The organism is Streptosporangium fragile (assembly GCF_039534445.1).
Classification (GTDB): Bacteria; Actinomycetota; Actinomycetes; order Streptosporangiales; family Streptosporangiaceae; genus Streptosporangium; species Streptosporangium fragile.
Genome location: NZ_BAAAVI010000001.1, coordinates 261657 through 277617, shown reverse-complemented (window position 1 = coordinate 277617; position 15961 = coordinate 261657). Strand labels below are relative to the sequence as shown.

Here is a 15961-nt window from a genome sequence, read left to right as displayed (position 1 = left end):
CGCCAAGTCCGGACGGCCGCCCAGGATGTGAGACAGATTCTCCGCGGAGGGTTCCAGAGACCCCTCGGCACGTTCGTATGGAATGCTCACCTGAACGCGGCACGGTCTGGCGTAGTTCAAGTGTTTTGCAGTTACTTCAAGAAATCTCAGGCGGCAGGCGTCGCGGCGGTATCGCCGACAATCGCGATCCCCGGCGGTGCCGTACCGCCCGTTGAGGGTGGCGCACGACGGCAGGGCGGGATCGCCGTCGAGATGATGCCGGTAGGAGCTCCGGAAATCTTGGTATCAGCGGCGATGCGCGCCGGTCCCGTGTGCCGAAGGCACACCAGAGGTGGGCGAGTGTGGCGGCGCGCCGACCAAGATGGGTGGCATCCGGCCTCCACCGCACCTGGGCTCATCGGGGGTGTACCGCTGCTACGCCTGATCAACCGTTCCGCGGAGGGAGCGGCCCCAGCCGGTCGCCCGCGAGCCTCTTCCGGATCGGCCGAGGCCCATGGGTCTTGCCGGAGGCGGCAGCTGACGCGGGCGGCGCCCTGCACGGCCGCAGGCAACGGCCGTGGTCGTCGAGCCGGTTCGTTGGTCGTCATAGATCAGCGTGCCGTTCTCGTTCCACGCCTTCAGATCACGGGGAAGAAGATCGCAGAGAAGATCCTCGGATGCCCAGTTCGACAGCGTCGGCGTATTTCCGGCGCAGAGCACCAGATTCTCCCGGTCTCCGGGGCCCCGGTCCTTTCCGGAGCCCCTCATGAGCGCCCGTCCGGCACGGGCCTGCCGGTGCCGGCTCAGGCCGCGAAGGTTCCCTCCCTGCGGATCGTCTGCCAGCGCAGGCGCACCCCGAGCACGGCGGTCGCCACCGACTGGATCACCACCAGGTACATCAACTGCCGGTACACGAACTGCTGCAGCGGCAGCACCCACAGCACCCCGGCCCGCTCGCGGTCCAGCCGCAGTGCGTACCAGCCGCTCAACGCCTGCACGAGCACGAATCCCGCCCAGACGGCCACCACCGGCAGCGGGTCCCCCACGGCCACACTGTAGATCGCCATGATGTCCACGACCGGGGCGAGCAGCGGCAATACCACCTGGAAAAGGGTCAGATAGCCCAGGCAGCGGCGGCCGAAGGTGCCCGGCTCGACGATCGCGCGGCGGTGCTTCCACATCGCCTGGAGCGTGCCGTAGCACCACCGGTAGCGCTGGCGCCACAGCTGCCCGAGCGAGGTCGGCGCCTCGGTCCAGGCCAGGGCGTTCTCCTCGTAGACCACCCGCCAGCCGCCCCGGCACATCGCCATGGTCAGGTCGGTGTCCTCGGCGAGGGTGTCGACGCTGACGCCGCCGATCTCCCGCAGCGCGGAGCGGCGGAAGGCGCCGATGGCGCCGGGGACCGTCGGCATGCAGCCCAGCAGGTCGAAGGCGCGGCGATCGAGGTTGAACCCGATGACGTACTCGATGTGCTGCCAGCGGCCGATCATGCCGCGCCGGTTGCCGACCTTGGTGTTGCCGCTGACCGCGCCCACGGCCGGGTCGGCGAGCGGCCTGACCAGATGACCGATGGTGGCGGGCTCGAAGACGGTGTCACCGTCCACCATGACGAGGATGTCGTGCGAGGCGTGCGCGATGCCGGTGTTGAGCGCTGCGGGCTTGCCGCCGTTCTCCTGGCGGATCACCCGCACCCCGGGCAGGTTGAGGGATTCGGCGATGGCCGCGGTGTCGTCGGAGGAGCCGTCGTCCACGACGATCACTTCCAGCGCGCCCGGGTAGTCGGTGGCCACCAGCGAGCGTACGGTGGCCTCGATGCCGGCCTCCTCGTTGTAGGCCGGGACGATCACGGTCACCGCGGGCGGCACGGGCCAGGCCGGGGCGCGGCCCACGCGCCGCTTGCCGCCCCGCGCGCGCTGGGCGTGCACCCAGGCCAGGACCAGGAAGAACAGCAGCCGCAGCAGGGTGAGCACCCCGGCGGCGGCCAGGACCCACGACATCACCGCGGTGAAGCCGGCCGCCCCCCGCTGCGCGACGCTCAGCCCGGTGCCGACGAAGCGGTCCAGGTCCCCGGCAGGGGTGTGGGCCGAGGGCATGCCGAGCGCGGAGGTGACCGTCGTCGCCCGGTACTTCTGCTCGGCGAGCCGGGTGAGCAGCCGGTCCACCGCGGCGACCGTCTGGCTGCGGTCCCCTCCCGAGTCGTGCATCATGATCACGGCGCCTCTGCCCCCGCGGGGGAGGCCGGCGCGGACGAGTTGCTCGGTGCCGGGCCTGGACCAGTCCTTGGTGTCCAGGTCGGTGAGCACCACCAGATACCCCTCGGCGCCTATGGCCCGCAGCGACGTCCACTGCGGGCCGGTGATGGCCGAGGGCGAGGAGGAGTACGGCGGGCGCATCAGGCGGGTGTTCATGCCCGTCGCACCGGCCAGCGCCTTCTGGGTCAGCGACAGCTCCATCCGTAGCCGCCAGTCCGGCACTGCGGCGAGGTCCGCGTGAGCGTAGGTGTGGTTGCCGATCTCGTGCCCCTCGGCGAGAATCCGCCGGGTCAGCTCGGGGTTCTCGGCGATCCGGGCACCGACCGTGAAGAACGTGGCCTTGGCCCCATGCCGCTTGAGCACGTCAAGCAGCTGCGGAGTCCAGCGCGGGTCGGGGCCGTCGTCGAAGGTGAGCGCCACCGTGCGGGCCGGGAGCCGGACGCTGTCCGGCTGGTTCCCGGTCAGATTGAGCACCGGCCCGCTCCGCCGTGCCCGGTCGAGCTCGGCGGAGGGCGGATCGGCCACGGGCGGAACCGCGTGCGTCTCGCCCACCACGTTGGTGGCGTAGCCGTTGAGCACCAGCGCGCCGGTCATCAGCACGAGGCCGACCGCGACCAGGAACCAGTGCCCCCGAGGGTCGGTCTGGCTCCGGCGGCGCCGGGGGACGGCACGCCCGTCCTTGCCCGCGGGCGGCTCGGGAAGGGGCGGCACCGGATCCACGCGGGTGACGGGAGCGGTCGCCAGGTCGGCGTGGGGAGCACCGGCGGACACCGGGCCCGCCTGGACGAAGGGAACGGTCGCCGGATCCCCATGAGGAACACCGGCGGACACCGGGCCCGCCTGGACGAAGGGAACGGTCGCCGGATCCCCATGAGGAACACCGGCGGACACCGGACCCACCCGGGTCACAGGGGGGAAGGTGCCGGGCCGCTTCACCTCGGCCGGGTCCTCCGGCGGCCACACCCGGGTCACCGGGGGTTCCTGCGGGTTCACTTCTTCGGCCCCGTGTTCTTGTCCGGGTCGTGACCGGGCGGGGTCTTGGTCAGGCCCGGCGGCCCGGTCTCCTCAGGAGACGGCTCGGGCGTCACCGGATCGTCGGACGGCGCCGGCGTGGCGGAGGGGAGCTCGGCGGTCGGCGTGCTCGACGCCTCCGGGCGGGTGGGCGAGGGCGTCACGCGGGGCCGGGAGGACGTCGTGGCCTGAGGCGTACGCCGGGGCGTCGGCGTCGGGGCGTCCGCGACGGGGGCCCCGGTGACCCTCGTGCTCGGCGTGGGCGATCTCGTGGGTGCGGCTTTGGACGTGGTGACGACGGGCGCCGGCCGGGTGGGACCGTCTCCGGGCCAGCCGACCACCGATAGCGGCGTTCCGGTGAACAAGCCGCCGACCATGGCCGCCAGCGAGACGAGCGCCAACGTGCCGACGGCGACTCCGACGATCTTGAGGAACTGCCTGCGCTTACCGCTCTGATCGACGAAGACAGCGGTGCCAGTGGGGTGTTGCCTGTCGCTCACAGGCGGGAATCGTAGTGACACATGCTGCCATATGGGGAATTTTGTCACGCTTGTGACCGATCAGCCATCGGCGCGTAGACCATCCCCGCCCGGTTCCGACGTCGGCACGGACGGTCTCCGCGAGGAGGCGCGGGCATCCCGCGAGCACGTGCCCGCCGGGAGGGCCGCTCCCCGCCCCACGGCCCTCCGGGGTGCTCGCATGAAACCCGGGCACGTGAGCGCCCACCGGAGGCCGCCTTCCGCACAGTTGAAGAATTCTGCAATTTGCTACACCATGTGTGCGACGGGTCCTTCGGTGTCCAACGGGAAGCGCCGGTGACCGGCTTCGCGGGGTCCTCCGGCGCAGATCCGGAAAGCGCGTGAAAAACACGCGGGCCGCCGGGGAGGGCAGGCGGCGAAAGCGCGGCCCGGACGCGCACCGCAGGCCGGGCGCATACCGTGGATCTTGACGTTCCCCTGCGGCCGGCCGCGGACCGTGACGTCGATCCCAGCTCGGTCCGCTACGGGAGGGAGAGCATGCCGGTTCCGCTGTACCAGGCCAAGGCCGATTTCTTCCGGACCCTCGGACATCCGGTGCGCATCCGCGTGCTCGAACTGCTCCAGGACGGCCCCCTTCCCGTACGCGACCTGCTGGCCAGCATCGGGGTGGAGGCGTCCAGCCTGTCGCAGCAGCTCGCGGTGCTGCGGCGGGCCGGAATCGTGACCGCCACCCGCGAGGGATCGACCGTGGTGTACGCGCTGAGCAGCGCGGACGTGGCCGGGTTGCTCCAGGCGGCCCGGCGGATCCTGACCGACGTGCTCGCCGAGCAGGGGGAGCTCCTGGCCGAACTGCGGGGAGCGGAGACGGAGTGAACGAGAGGGCCTCCCGCAGGTGATCGCCGCACCCACGCCGCGGAAATCGCCGTGCCCGCACCACGAAGATCGCCACACCCACGCCACAGAAGCCGGCGTGCCCATACCGCGGAGATCGGCGTGCCCGCACCGCGGACGGTTGCGCGCCGCGCTCAGTCGTGCTCAGCCACGCTCAGCCGCGCGCAGTTCGGCCAGGAGCTCCCCCTGGCCGGCCAGCACCTCGGTCAGGATGCTCCGGGCGGCGGCCATCAGATCGGCCACATCGGCGGTGGACAGGGCGTAGACGACGGTGGGACCCTCGCGGGTGGCGGTCACGATCCCGGCCCGCCGCAGCACCGCGAGCTGCTGCGACAGGCTGGACGCCTCGATGTCGATCGTGGCCAGCAGGTCGCGTACGGGAAGGGGGCCGTCCTGGAGCAGTTCGAGCACGCGGATGCGCACCGGATGCCCGAGGGTCCGGAAGAGATCGGCCTTGGCCTGGTAGAGCGGCACCGGCATGGTCACTCCGTCCCGCCGTCCGGGGCATCGGCGGCGTGCCGCACGTCGATGCCGTGCCGGTCGGCGATGCGCAGCAGGTTCTCCAGCCGCCCGGACAGGACCTCGACCGCGTGGTCGTCATGAGCCTGCCGCATGAGCCGTAGCTGGGAGTCGACCTCGTTCACGCGCATCCGCAGCTCCGCCTCGAACTCGCTCATGCCCCCGCTTCCGTCGATCAGATTCGGCCTTGTCACCCTCCCCACCGGTGGGGACGCGGCCTCATGATGTGGCAAATTGCATAATTATTCAAATCGTAAGGATTATCGGTAAGATGACGGCAGCGGCCCGTCCCCGGGCGTCACCTCGAACCGGCTCGCGTCCCGCCCGGGACCCGATCGGAACGGGGCGGGGTGCCACCGGGTACGGCTGCCGGCGGGCGAGGACCGCGGGTCACGCTGCGCCGGTCTGCGATGCGAGATCGACAATAGGCCGAGCACGGCCTGCATGAGGGAGTACAGCAGATGGGGCGGGGTCGGGCCAAGGCGAAGCAGACGAAGGTGGCTCGTCAGCTCAAGTACAGCACCCACGACATCGACCTTGAGCGCTTGCGCGCGGAACTCCGCGCCACCGGCGAGCACGCGTCGGAGAGCAGGGTCGAGGTTCCGGTCGACGAGCCGGTGGAGAAGTGACCCTCGGCCGCCGGACGCGCTGAGCGGGTGCCCCACGGCAACCGGGCTCGTCCGGCGGCCGGAGTCCTTTCGTGAGCGGCGCGTGGACCTCCCCTGAGCACCGCCGGGAATTCCGCGTGCGGCCACCGGATCTTCGGTGGGCGCGGCCCGGGGTTTCCGCGAGTGCCGCGGGCACTTCCCCGGGAGCGGCTCCCGGGTTTCCGCGAGCTCTCGCGTGGACGGCACCGGGTCCCGCGGGAACGGCGCCCGGTGTTTCCGTGCACGGCGACCCGCCGGTCAGGTGATCGGGCGGCCCGTGCCCTCGCCGGGCAGGTAGCCGCCGTCGCCTTCCTCCGTCCGCCCGGACCCGCCGTCGGGGTCGTCCTCGTCGGAGGGGATCCAGTCCAGGTCCGCGCCCACGTGCCCGCCCGCGGGCGGGACCACCCGGCGCGGCTCCGGTCCGCCGTTGTCGTCGTCGGGGGTGTCCTCCACGGGTCCCCGCGCCCGGCGGGCGGCATCGGGGTTGTCACGGGGGCCTTCGAGCCCTTCGGGCACCGCCCGGGGGCTGACGCCCGCCGCCTCGACGCGGTCGTCGACCTCGTCGGTCCGCGCCCCCACGGCCTTCTCGTCGGAACCCGCCGTCGCCGGCCACTCGTCGTCGCGCCCGGCGACGTATCCGGTGGACGTCGACCAGCCCCCCTTGGGTTCGGCGTCGTCGCCGGGACGGCCTCCCGGGCTGACGCCGGAGCCGCGGATCGATGCGGGGCCGATATCGCCGCCCATGTTGTGCAGTTCGGGGTCGAAGGTGGTCCCCTTGTACATCTCCCGGGCCTTCTCGCGCTCCGCCTCCTTCTCGCGCTCCGCCGCCCTGTCGCGTTCTTCCTCGCTCATCTTTCCCCTCCCGGGGTCTCGCTCCTGACGTCCTCCCGGCGCCCTCCGCGGTCTCGTGCCCGGGCTCACCGCCTCCCCGCTGCCGGGTCTCACTCGGGCTCCACCCGCATGGCGGCCTCCTCGGCGGAGTATCCGCCCGCGTCCGGCCCGACCTCCTCGGCGACCAGGTCGGGCTCGGTGTCCGGCCGTGCTCCCTCGTCGGGATCGACCAGGCGGCCGGCCCGGCGGGGTTCGTCCCACACCGCGCCGGAGGGCTCCTCCGGCTGCGCGGACCACTCGGGATCGACGCCGTCGTCCGGCTGGTAGTCCGTGTCGAGGTCGGAGCCCACCCCCAGGCCGCTCTCCGCGCCGGTTCCCGGAGTGAGCCCGCTCGGGACCTCCGGGTCCAGGTCACCGCCCGCACCGGCGTCGGCACCGGCACCGGCGGGCCTGGCGTCGGCCTCGGCGTCGGCCCCGAACATCGGCTGCTCCTCGGGGATCTCGCGGTCCAGGCGGCTGTCCAGGGACTCCCCCTGGATCTGCTCGTCGACCGTGGTGCCGAACTCGTCGACCCCGACGGGACGGTCTCCGGGCAGCGGCGCCTCCTGCGGGTCGACCGCCCACTGCTGCTGCGGGGTCCCGTCCTGCAGGTCCGGAATCCCCTCGTCCTCGAAGCGTGAGTGCGGGTCGTGCCGCGGCGTGTGCTCTTTCATCGTCTCTTCCCCCTGGTTGTCCGGCTCCATCGCCCCGTGCCCGTCGAGTCGCGGTTGTAACGGGCGGCCCCCTCCAGAGGCCGCGGCGGACGGCGCTAACTGACGTAGCGGCGGGCGACCGACCGGGCCTGGGCCTCCTCCAGGCTGGCGATGCGGGCCTCCGCGTGCGGCGGGAGCGGTCGCCGCTCCGCCAGGACCCACGGCAGGCCGCGCAGCGCGTCCAGAACCGCCAGCGCGGAGACGCGGTCATGGGGCACCGTCCGGATCAGATGCAGCGTCCGCCGCAGCGCCGGGCGCACCGGGCGGCGCAGCCAGACGAACCACAGCGTGTTGCGCAGCCCCACGCGGCGCCGGGCGTGGGCGTCCCGGAGCGGGGACGCCCGGTGGTGGACCGTGAGCTCCTCCAGGTAGCACAGCTCCCAGCCCGCGGCCGCGAGATCGGCCGCCAGGAGTTCCTCCTCCCCGCCCAGCCACAGCCGGCGGTCGAAGCCGCCGCAGGCCAGGAAGGCGTCACGGCGCAGCACGGACGCCCCGGCCAGGAAGCTTCCCAGGGCCGGGCCGGGGAGCCAGCCGGGGGTGGGCACCGGGGAGTCCCGCATCTCGGGCACGATGGGGTCCTCCCGGCCGCCGGGCTCCACCAGGATGCGGGCCGTGACGACCGCGAGACGGGGATGGGCGTCCAGCGCGTCGGCCGCCCGGGTGAGCGTCCCCGGCTCCCACCAGGTGTCGTCGTCGCAGAAGGCGACGTAGGGCGCGCGCAGGCGCCGGACGCCGATGTTGCGGCCGGCGGCGCCCAGGTTCGTCTCCAGGGCGACCACCTCGGCCGCGGGGTGAGCCTGCCGCACCGCTTCGGCCGTACCGTCGGTGGAGCCGTTGTCCACCAGCACCACGTGCGGACGCTCGGGCAGGGCGAGGAGCCTGCCGACCGAGGCGAGCGCCTCCCGCCTGCGGTTCCAGGTGATGACGACGGCGCCGATGCGGAGATCGGTCATGGGCGCGTCCTGCCGTGAAGCGCCGGGTCAGCCCTGGCGCCAGTCGCCGGAGGGGAGGGCACCGGCCGCCTGCGGTCCCATGAGGGTCAGGCCGCCGTCCACGAAGAGCGAGGCCCCCGTGATGTACGACGCGGCGGGGGCGGCGAGGAAGGCGACGGCGGCGGCCACCTCACGGGCGTCGCCGGGGCGGGCGATCGGGTAGCCGGGCCGGCTGCCGGGCTGCGGAGGCTCGTTCTCCTGGCCGGTCATCGGGGTGGCGATCTCGCCCGGGGCGACGGTGTTCACCGTGATCCCGTACGGCGACAGCTCCAGGGCGAGCACCCGGCTCAGCATGCGCAGGCCGCCCTTGGCCGCGCAGTACGGCCCGGCGCCCACGCGTGGGTACTCCTCGTGGACGCTGGTCACGTTGACGATGCGCCCGCCGCGGCCGGCGTCGATCATGCGGCGGGCCGCCCGCTGGGCGCACAGGAACGCGCCGTCGAGGTCGACCGCGAGCACCGACCGCCACCGGTCGAAGCCCATCTCCAGCAGCGGCTCGCCACTGCCGGTGCCGGCGTTGTTGACCAGGACGCCGACCCCGCCCAGTTCCTCGGCCAGCTCGTCCACCACGGCGGCGGCCTTCTCCGGATCGGTCAGGTCGTGCTGCCGCACGGCGGCCGCGCGGCCGTGGCCGCGGACCTCCCGCGCGGTCCCCTCCGCTCCCGCCCGGTCGGAGTGGAAGGTGATCCCCACGTCGAAGCCCTGCTCGGCCAGGGCAACGGCGGTCGCCCGGCCGATGCCGGAGTCCGCCCCGGTGACGATCGCGATCCGGTCGTAACCGGAAGGTGAGATCGGTGCGCTGCTCATGGATGCTCCTTTCGGGTGCCCAGGCCGCTCGCCCGGAGACTCACGGCCGCTTGTCGGGGGACCGGGGGCGCTGCCGGGAAGCTCGCCGCTCGCCCGGGAGCCTCGTGAACGCTCTCCGGGAGGACCTCGCGAGCACTCGTCCGGAGACTCGTCCGAAGGGTTCGCGAGCACCCGCCCGGAGGGTCGTGGACACTTCCCCGGCGGTGCGCCGGGCGTCACTCCCCCGGGGGGCCGTCTCCGCCGGTGATCCGTTCCTCGTCCTCCCGGTAGCGGAACAGCATCCGCCGGGCCGCGCGCCCGGCCTCCCCCTCCTGGGCGAGCCCGGCGTAGAAGTTCCTGGCCTGCTCGATCGGCTGGTGCGGTGCCAGGAGCGGCACCGCCGGATCGGTGCGCACCTGGAGCAGGGCCGGGCGGTCGGCGGCCAGGACCTCGTCCCACGCCGCCCCCAGCATGTCCGGTTTGTCCACCTCGACCCCGTGGAAGCCCAGCAACCTGGCGTAGTCGGCGTACGGCACGTCGGGCAGGTCCTGCGAGGCCGGCCAGCGCGGGTCGCCCTCCTTCTCCCGCTGTTCCCAGGTGACCTCGTTGAGGTCGTTGTTGTGCAGCACGAGGATGACGAACCTCGGATCGGGCCACTCACGCCAGTACCGCGCCAAGGTGATCATTTCCGCCATCCCGAGCATCTGCATCGCCCCGTCGCCGGCCAGCGCGATCACGGGCCGGTCGGGCCGGGCGAGCTTCGCGGCGACGCCGTACGGCACGGCGCAACCCATGCACGCCAGGGTGCTGGACAGCGACGCCTGCATGCCGGGGCGCAGGAACAGGTCCCGGGCGTACCAGTAGGTGACCGAGCCGACGTCCACGGCCAGCATGGCGTCGTCCGGGAGCCGCCGGTCGAGCTCGGCGAAGACCGCCTGCGGGTTGACCGGGTCGGCCGGCTCCGCGGCCCGGCTCCGGAGCAGGTCCCGCCACTCGGCCGCGTACCGGATCACCCGCTCCTGCCATGACCGGTCCCGCTTCCCGGCCAGCAGCGGCAGCAGGGCGCGCAGCGTCTCCCCCGCGTCGCCGAGCAGGTTGACCTCCGTGGGATAGCGGGAGCCGAGGTTGCGACCGTCGATGTCGATCTGCACGGCACGGGCCTGGCCGGGCGCCGGCAGGAACTCGGTCCACGGCTCGCCGGTGCCGACCATGAGCAGCGTGTCGCAGCCCGTCATCAGCTCGTAGCTGGCCGTCGAGCCCAGGTGCCCGGTCGGCCCGGTGACGAACGGCAACGTGTTGTCGACCACCGGCTTGCCGAGCAGCGCGTAGGCGATCCCGGCCCCCAGCAGTTCGGCGGCCCGGACCACCTCGGCCGCCCCGTCGCGGGCTCCCTGCCCCACCAGGATCGCGGTCCGTTCCCCGGCGTTGAGCACGTCGGCGGCGGCCCGCAGGTCCTGCCGGGCGGGGACGACGCGGTCGGCGTGGCGCGCCGCGCTGGTGACGACCACCCCGTGCTCGTGCGGGAGTTCCTTCGCGGCCGGTGCCTGCTGGACGTCGTGCGGGAAGATCAGGCAAGCCGGGCTGCGCGTGGCGAGCGCGTGCCGGACGGCGCGGTCCACCAGCATCGGCACCTGCTCCGGTGTCTCGACCGTCTGGCAGAACTCCGCGGCCACCCCCTGGAACAGCGTTCTCAGGTCGATCTCCTGCTGGTAGGCGCTGCCCAGCACGGACCTCGACTGCTGGCCGACGATGGCGAGCACCGGCGTGTGGTCCAGCTTGGCGTCGTAGAGACCGTTGAGCAGGTTCACCGCGCCGGGCCCCTGGGTGGACGCGCACACCGCGAGCTCGCCGGTGTATTTGGCGTGGGCCGTCGCCATGAACGCCGCCGCCTGCTCGTGGCGGGCCTGGACGAACCGCGGCTCCCCGCCGGCCCGCCGCAGAGCCGACATGAGGCCGTTGATCCCGTCCCCCGAGTAGCCGAACACTCGGCGGACGTCCCATTCGCGCAGCCGTTCGACGACGGCGTCGGCCACCGTCCCGGCAGTGCCCGCAGTGCTGTCCATGTCCCCTCCTTCCGGGGTCCGGCGTGCCCGCCGGTGGATCGGGGATCCGCTCCGTCCTGTCGTGTCTCGGTCAGGGTCGCGTACCCGCCTGTCCCCGGCCTACTCATCCGCCGGGTGCCGGAGATCGTCCCGCGGGCCGTGTAGACGCCGGGCGATCGGGCATCTCGCCGTTCTCACGTCAACGACGTTCCGCCTCGGAGCGGCGACCCATCGGGGGAGATCCATGAACACGACATCCGGCAGGCCGCTGGCCGTGGTGACCGGCGCCTCCAGCGGCATCGGCCACGCGCTCGCGGCGGAGTTCGCCCGCAACGGCTTCGACCTGGTCGTCGCCGCCGAGGACGAGGGGATCAGCGCGGCCGCCGCCGCCCTGCGGGACCTGGGCGCCACGGTCGAGAGCGTGCGGGTGGACCTGGCCGAGTACGACGGCGTCGAGAGGCTGTACGGCGTGTTGAGGGCGACCGGCCGCCCCGCGGACGCGGTCGCGATCAACGCGGGCGTGGGCGTCGGCGGCGACTTCGCCCGCGACACCGACCTGCGCGCCGAGCTGAAGCTCATCGACCTGAACATCACCTCCGCCGTCCATCTCGCCAAGCGGGTGGCCCGGGACATGGTGGAGCGGGGACGGGGCCGGATCCTGTTCACCTCCTCCGTCGCCGCCACGATGCCCGGCCCGTTCCAGGCCGTCTACTCGGCCTCGAAGGCGTTCCTGTACTCCTTCTCCGAAGCGCTCCGCGAGGAGCTCAAGGACACCGGGGTGACCGTGACCGCGCTGCTGCCGGGGCCGACGGACACGCGGTTCTTCGAACGGGCGGGGATGCTGGACACCAAGGTGGCCACCGGCAAGAAGGACGATCCGGCCGAGGTGGCACGCGACGGCTTCGAGGCGCTCATGGCCGGCAAGGACCACGTCGTGGCCGGGTCGCTCGCCAACAAGCTGATGACCGGCGCCGCCAGGCTCGCCCCGGAGACGTCCAAGGCAGCGGCGAACCGCCGGCTGACGGAGCCGGGCTCGGCGACCTGACCGCGGTCACACCGGGTGCGGGACGGTCTGGTCCCGGAGCATGAGGATCACGTCGCACAGGCTGCGGCGCCTGGCGTACGCCGCCCGCTGGCGCGCCGCCCCCGAGCCCACCCGGCGCAGCCAGGCGAGCCGGTCGAGGACCGTCTCCAGGTCACCGGCCCCCGACAAGGCGGGGTGGACGCGGTCGACGAGCCGATCGACCAGGTCCCAGGCGGGCAGCAGGGTGTCCGAGACGGAGTCGAGGCCCTCGCCCTCCAGGCCGTCGCGGGCGGCCCGCCAGTAGGCGGCCTGCAGGAGGGCGTCGGGCGGGCGGGGCGCGGGCGCACCGGCCCGGATGTCGCGCAGCGCGGTCGCCACCAACCCGCGGACGACGCCGGCGAGCAGGACGGCCTCGCCCGCGGTGGCGCACACGTCCGCCGCGCGGACCTCGACCGTGGGCAGGTGGTGCGAGGGGCGCACCAGCCAGTAGACCATCCCCTCGTCGAGGAGGAGCCCGGAGTGGATCAAAGAGCGGACAGTGGCGTCGTAGTCGGCGGCGGACGCGAAGAAGGGCGGCATCCCGGCGCTCGGCCACCGCGCGAACGCCATCGCCCGCCAGCTCCCGTACCCGCTGTCGATGCCGTTGGTGAACGGGGAGTTGGCCGTGAGCGCCTGCAGCACGGGAAGCCAGGGCCGCAGGTGGTTGCAGACCTGGATGGCGTCCTCGCGGTCGGGCACCTCGACGTGGATGTGGCAGCCGCAGCAGTTCTCCCCGCGCGCCACGGCCCCGTACTCGCTGGCCATCCGCATGTAGCGCGGATCGTCGGTGAGGATCTCCTCGTCCGAGCGCTGTTCCAGCAGGGCGGACCCGGAGGCGATGAGCTCGCAGCCCATGCTCCGCGCCGCGCAGGACAGGCCGGCCCGCAGTTCCTCCAGCTCCCGGCGGAGCGACCCCAGGTCGGTGTGCGGGGACGAGACCGCCTCGACCTGCGAGGTCAGGAACTCCTTGTGCACGAGCTCGCCGAACCGGGACTTGACCGCGGCCAGGACCGCCGCCGCCCGTGAGACGGCCCTCCCCGTCTCCATGTCGACCAGGAAGAACTCCTCTTCCACGCCCACCCGCAGGGGCATGACGGGCGGGTGGGGGCGACCCGCCGGCTCCGGCGAGGCGGCGGGGACATACAGGCCCGCGACCTCCCCGGAGGAAGAGTCGGCACGCATGGGAACCATTTCGCCCCTCCGTATGTGGGCAGGCGAACCCGGCCAGCCCTTGCGAGGATCCGATAAGCCGCCGGGACGCTCCGCTGCCCTCCGGCAGGCGTCTTATACCTCCCTGGACGCGTTCCGCCGCACTTCAGCGTGCTCCATGCCCCCAAGGTACCTCCACGCCCGGGCCGTGACCCCATGCGCGCCCCTCCCGGCGTGCCGGGTCCGGGTCCGCGCCGCCGGGCGCCCCCGGCGGCGCGGACCGTCCGTTTGCCCTGCTACGAGGGGGTACGGCAACTGATACGAGCAGAGACGAAGGAGGACCCCATGGCCAAGACAGTTGCGGACGTGATGACGGCCAACCCGGCGACTCTCGACGTGGATCAGCCCGTATCCGCGGCGGCTCGGCTCATGAAAAGCGAGGACGCCGGAGCGGTGATCGTCACCGAGGACGGCAGGATGCGCGGCATCGTGACCGACCGCGACATCGCCATCCGGGTGGTCGCCGAGGACAAAGGCCCCGACACGCCTGTCCGGGAGGCGTACAGCGGCGACGTCGAGACGGTCGGGCCCGACACCAGCATCGAGCAGGTCGTGCAGCTCATGCGGTCCAGGGCGATCAGGCGGGTGCCGGTGGTCGAGAACAACCGGCCCGTCGGCATCGTGAGCATCGGAGACCTCGCCATCGAGCGCGACTCCGGCTCGGCCCTGGCCGACATCTCCTCCGCGGAGGGCAACCGGTAGTCCCGGCCCGGGTGGCCGCGCGGTTCGGCGCGGCCACCCGGGCACGGGCCGTGCCCACGCCACCCGCGCGTGCCGGCCTCCGGGGAGGCCTCCGCCGGGGTGGGCTCTCCGCGCGTCAGTCGGCCATCGCCTCCTCGATCGCCTCCTCGGGAGCCTGGCCGGGGGTGCCGATGGACTGCAGGACCTCGTCGGGGACGACGAGGTCGGCCCTCGGGCGGGTGGTGGCGATGAGGTCGGCGTTGCGCTGGTCGGTGCCCAGCACCCAGGCCACGGCCGCGTCGCGCTCCTTGCCGAACCGCTCGTGGCGGGCGACGAGGCGGCGCACGCGCTCGTCGGAGCCGAGGTCGCAGTACCAGACCTCGTGGAGGTGGGGACGCACGTGGGCCCAGTCGCCCTGGTCGAGCAGCAGGTAGTTGCCCTCGGTGATGACGAGCCGGGCGACGCGGGGAACCGGGATGCTTCCCGCGATCGGCTGCTCCAGGTCACGCTCGAACGCGGGGGCGTAGATCACGTCGTCCTCGTCCTCGCGCAGGCGGCGGAGCAGGGCCGCGTACCCGGCGGCGTCGAAGGTGTCCGGAGCGCCCTTGCGGTCACGCCGGCCGAGCCGGTCGAGTTCGACGTCGGCGAGGTGGAAGCCGTCCATCGGCACGTGCGCCACCCACTCCTCCGGCGGCAGGCCCGCCGGAGGAGTCGGTCGCAGCGTGCGGAGGAGTGCCTCGGCGAGCGTGCTCTTGCCCGCGCCGGGCTCCCCGGCGATGCCCAGGAGCGCGCGGTGCCCGTCCCGGACGAGGGCGCGGGCCCGGCGTGCCAGGTCGTCGAGGGTCGTCATCGGGAGCGGCTCGTGTGGAGCTGGTTGCCGATGAAGGCGCGGGCGTGGCGCGCGAGGTCCTCGCCGTCGGACCAGAGGTTGCGCCAGATGGCCAGGTCGTTGGAGAGGCCCTCCATCACGACCGCCGAGGAGAAGGACTCGAAGGTGATCGGCCCCCGGTAGCCGATGTCTCCCAGGGCGTGGAAGAACGACGTGAAGTCCAGGTGCCCGGAGCCGAGGTAACCGCGGTGGTTCTCACCTATATGAACGTAGCCGAGACGGTCTCCGACTTCATGCACGGGCCGTACGAGATCGTCCTCCTCGATGTTCATGTGGTAGGTGTCGAGGTGGATGAGCACGTTGTCCTCACCGATGTCATCGGCGAGGACGAGCGCGTCGTGCGCGGTGTTGACGACGTTGGTCTCGTAGCGGTTGCAGATCTCCAGGCCGAGCGTCATGCCGCGCCGCGCGGCCTCCTGGGCCAGCCGGCGCAGCACCGACACCACGTTGCGGCGCCCGGTCTCGGTGAGCGGGCGGCCGTACTTGCCCAGCGCGCTGTAGAGGGCGCCGGTGAAGTGGGTGCCGCCGAGCGCGTCGGTGATCGCGAGCGAGTCGTGGAGCAGTTTCTCGCCGCGCTCCACCACGGCCGGGTCGTCGCTGGAGACGTCGGCGTCGAAGGCGAGGCCGCGCGAGCAGGCCACGCCCAGCCCGGCCGCCCGCAGGGTGTCGCGCGCGGCGGCGACGTCGAGGTTGGTGGAGTCGTGCAGGGAGATTTCGAGCAGGTCGAACCCGGTGGCCTTGGTCTTGGTGATGGCGTACTCCAGCGAGGACGGGCTGGTGTCGCCGACCCACACGAGGGCGTGCACGCCGATCGGGTTGCTCTTGGTTTCAGTGGTCATATCAGACAGGTGCTTTCTCATGGTGAGTGGAACGTGCCACCGGTCTGCGGGGCCGGTGGACGGGATGCCCGGGCGACCGGCGGGACCGGCGGTGCGACG

General features: G+C 72.7%; 16 protein-coding genes. 4 read left to right on the top strand and 12 right to left on the bottom strand.

Annotation, left to right across the window (positions count from 1 at the left end; genetic code table 11):
- Positions 1-782: 782 nt before the first annotated feature.
- Both ABD841_RS01305 and ABD841_RS01300 read right to left on the bottom strand, forming a co-directional pair.
- Complete coding sequence (locus tag ABD841_RS01305) at positions 783-3002, bottom strand: bifunctional polysaccharide deacetylase/glycosyltransferase family 2 protein (protein ID WP_344966868.1); 2220 nt, start codon at positions 3000-3002, stop codon at positions 783-785.
- 218 nt (positions 3003-3220) lie between these two features.
- Positions 3221-3742: a hypothetical protein gene (locus ABD841_RS01300; RefSeq protein WP_344966866.1), complete on the bottom strand. Its 522-nt coding sequence runs from the start codon at positions 3740-3742 to the stop codon at positions 3221-3223.
- Between the two features lie 516 nt (positions 3743-4258).
- Here ABD841_RS01300 and ABD841_RS01295 point away from each other — a divergent pair.
- On the top strand, positions 4259-4594 hold the full coding sequence (locus tag ABD841_RS01295; RefSeq protein WP_344966864.1) for an ArsR/SmtB family transcription factor: 336 nt from the start codon (positions 4259-4261) through the stop codon (positions 4592-4594).
- 162 nt (positions 4595-4756) lie between these two features.
- Here ABD841_RS01295 and ABD841_RS01290 read toward each other — a convergent pair whose 3' ends face one another.
- Positions 4757-5092, bottom strand: coding sequence for an ArsR/SmtB family transcription factor (locus ABD841_RS01290; RefSeq protein ID WP_344966862.1), 336 nt, complete (start codon positions 5090-5092; stop codon positions 4757-4759).
- A 2-nt stretch (positions 5093-5094) separates the two neighbouring features.
- Positions 5095-5289: a hypothetical protein gene (locus ABD841_RS01285; protein WP_344966860.1), complete on the bottom strand. Its 195-nt coding sequence runs from the start codon at positions 5287-5289 to the stop codon at positions 5095-5097.
- 303 nt (positions 5290-5592) lie between these two features.
- Here ABD841_RS01285 and ABD841_RS01280 point away from each other — a divergent pair, with 303 nt between their 5' ends.
- Positions 5593-5760, top strand: a complete 168-nt coding sequence (locus ABD841_RS01280) for a DUF3073 domain-containing protein (RefSeq protein ID WP_344966858.1) — start codon at positions 5593-5595, stop codon at positions 5758-5760.
- Positions 5761-6036: 276 nt separating this feature from the next.
- On the opposite strand, the gene ABD841_RS01275 is transcribed toward ABD841_RS01280, so the two are convergent.
- The 5 genes from ABD841_RS01275 to ABD841_RS01255 form a co-directional block, all read right to left on the bottom strand.
- Positions 6037-6630, bottom strand: a complete 594-nt coding sequence (locus tag ABD841_RS01275) for a hypothetical protein (RefSeq protein WP_344966856.1) — start codon at positions 6628-6630, stop codon at positions 6037-6039.
- 89 nt (positions 6631-6719) lie between these two features.
- Complete coding sequence (locus ABD841_RS01270; protein WP_344966854.1) at positions 6720-7322, bottom strand: DUF5709 domain-containing protein; 603 nt, start codon at positions 7320-7322, stop codon at positions 6720-6722.
- Between the two features lie 95 nt (positions 7323-7417).
- On the bottom strand, positions 7418-8314 hold the full coding sequence (locus ABD841_RS01265; RefSeq protein ID WP_344966852.1) for a glycosyltransferase family 2 protein: 897 nt from the start codon (positions 8312-8314) through the stop codon (positions 7418-7420).
- 27 nt (positions 8315-8341) lie between these two features.
- Complete coding sequence (locus tag ABD841_RS01260) at positions 8342-9160, bottom strand: SDR family oxidoreductase (RefSeq protein ID WP_344966850.1); 819 nt, start codon at positions 9158-9160, stop codon at positions 8342-8344.
- 215 nt (positions 9161-9375) lie between these two features.
- Positions 9376-11202 carry a thiamine pyrophosphate-requiring protein gene (locus ABD841_RS01255; RefSeq protein WP_344966848.1) on the bottom strand — a complete coding sequence of 609 codons (1827 nt, stop codon included), beginning with the start codon at positions 11200-11202 and terminating at the stop codon, positions 9376-9378.
- Positions 11203-11425: 223 nt separating this feature from the next.
- Between ABD841_RS01255 and ABD841_RS01250 the strand changes: the two genes are divergently transcribed.
- Complete coding sequence (locus ABD841_RS01250) at positions 11426-12226, top strand: SDR family NAD(P)-dependent oxidoreductase (protein ID WP_344966846.1); 801 nt, start codon at positions 11426-11428, stop codon at positions 12224-12226.
- 6 nt (positions 12227-12232) lie between these two features.
- On the opposite strand, the gene ABD841_RS01245 is transcribed toward ABD841_RS01250, so the two are convergent.
- A complete protein-coding gene (locus ABD841_RS01245; protein ID WP_344966844.1) occupies positions 12233-13426 on the bottom strand; it encodes a carboxylate-amine ligase in 1194 nt (397 codons plus the stop codon).
- Between the two features lie 312 nt (positions 13427-13738).
- Here ABD841_RS01245 and ABD841_RS01240 point away from each other — a divergent pair, with 312 nt between their 5' ends.
- Positions 13739-14155: a CBS domain-containing protein gene (locus tag ABD841_RS01240; RefSeq protein WP_344966842.1), complete on the top strand. Its 417-nt coding sequence runs from the start codon at positions 13739-13741 to the stop codon at positions 14153-14155.
- A gap of 115 nt (positions 14156-14270) precedes the next feature.
- Here ABD841_RS01240 and ABD841_RS01235 read toward each other — a convergent pair whose 3' ends face one another.
- Complete coding sequence (locus ABD841_RS01235) at positions 14271-14984, bottom strand: nucleoside/nucleotide kinase family protein (RefSeq protein WP_344966840.1); 714 nt, start codon at positions 14982-14984, stop codon at positions 14271-14273.
- Positions 14981-15862 carry a sugar phosphate isomerase/epimerase family protein gene (locus tag ABD841_RS01230; protein WP_344966838.1) on the bottom strand — a complete coding sequence of 294 codons (882 nt, stop codon included), beginning with the start codon at positions 15860-15862 and terminating at the stop codon, positions 14981-14983. Before ABD841_RS01230 ends, ABD841_RS01235 begins: the two co-directional genes overlap by 4 nt.
- Between the last annotated feature and the right edge of the window lie 99 nt (positions 15863-15961).

Bases quoted from the DNA above. Each gene is read 5' to 3' on its own strand.
- ABD841_RS01295 (WP_344966864.1), top strand. From the start codon at position 4,259: ATGCCGGTTCCGCTGTACCAGGCCAAGGCCGATTTCTTCCGGACCCTC.
- ABD841_RS01290 (WP_344966862.1), bottom strand. From the start codon at position 5,092: ATGCCGGTGCCGCTCTACCAGGCCAAGGCCGATCTCTTCCGGACCCTC.
- ABD841_RS01285 (WP_344966860.1), bottom strand. From the start codon at position 5,289: ATGAGCGAGTTCGAGGCGGAGCTGCGGATGCGCGTGAACGAGGTCGAC.
- ABD841_RS01280 (WP_344966858.1), top strand. From the start codon at position 5,593: ATGGGGCGGGGTCGGGCCAAGGCGAAGCAGACGAAGGTGGCTCGTCAG.
- ABD841_RS01275 (WP_344966856.1), bottom strand. From the start codon at position 6,630: ATGAGCGAGGAAGAACGCGACAGGGCGGCGGAGCGCGAGAAGGAGGCG.
- ABD841_RS01270 (WP_344966854.1), bottom strand. From the start codon at position 7,322: ATGAAAGAGCACACGCCGCGGCACGACCCGCACTCACGCTTCGAGGAC.
- ABD841_RS01265 (WP_344966852.1), bottom strand. From the start codon at position 8,314: ATGACCGATCTCCGCATCGGCGCCGTCGTCATCACCTGGAACCGCAGG.
- ABD841_RS01260 (WP_344966850.1), bottom strand. From the start codon at position 9,160: ATGAGCAGCGCACCGATCTCACCTTCCGGTTACGACCGGATCGCGATC.
- ABD841_RS01255 (WP_344966848.1), bottom strand. From the start codon at position 11,202: ATGGACAGCACTGCGGGCACTGCCGGGACGGTGGCCGACGCCGTCGTC.
- ABD841_RS01250 (WP_344966846.1), top strand. From the start codon at position 11,426: ATGAACACGACATCCGGCAGGCCGCTGGCCGTGGTGACCGGCGCCTCC.
- ABD841_RS01245 (WP_344966844.1), bottom strand. From the start codon at position 13,426: ATGCGTGCCGACTCTTCCTCCGGGGAGGTCGCGGGCCTGTATGTCCCC.
- ABD841_RS01240 (WP_344966842.1), top strand. From the start codon at position 13,739: ATGGCCAAGACAGTTGCGGACGTGATGACGGCCAACCCGGCGACTCTC.
- ABD841_RS01235 (WP_344966840.1), bottom strand. From the start codon at position 14,984: ATGACGACCCTCGACGACCTGGCACGCCGGGCCCGCGCCCTCGTCCGG.
- ABD841_RS01230 (WP_344966838.1), bottom strand. From the start codon at position 15,862: ATGACCACTGAAACCAAGAGCAACCCGATCGGCGTGCACGCCCTCGTG.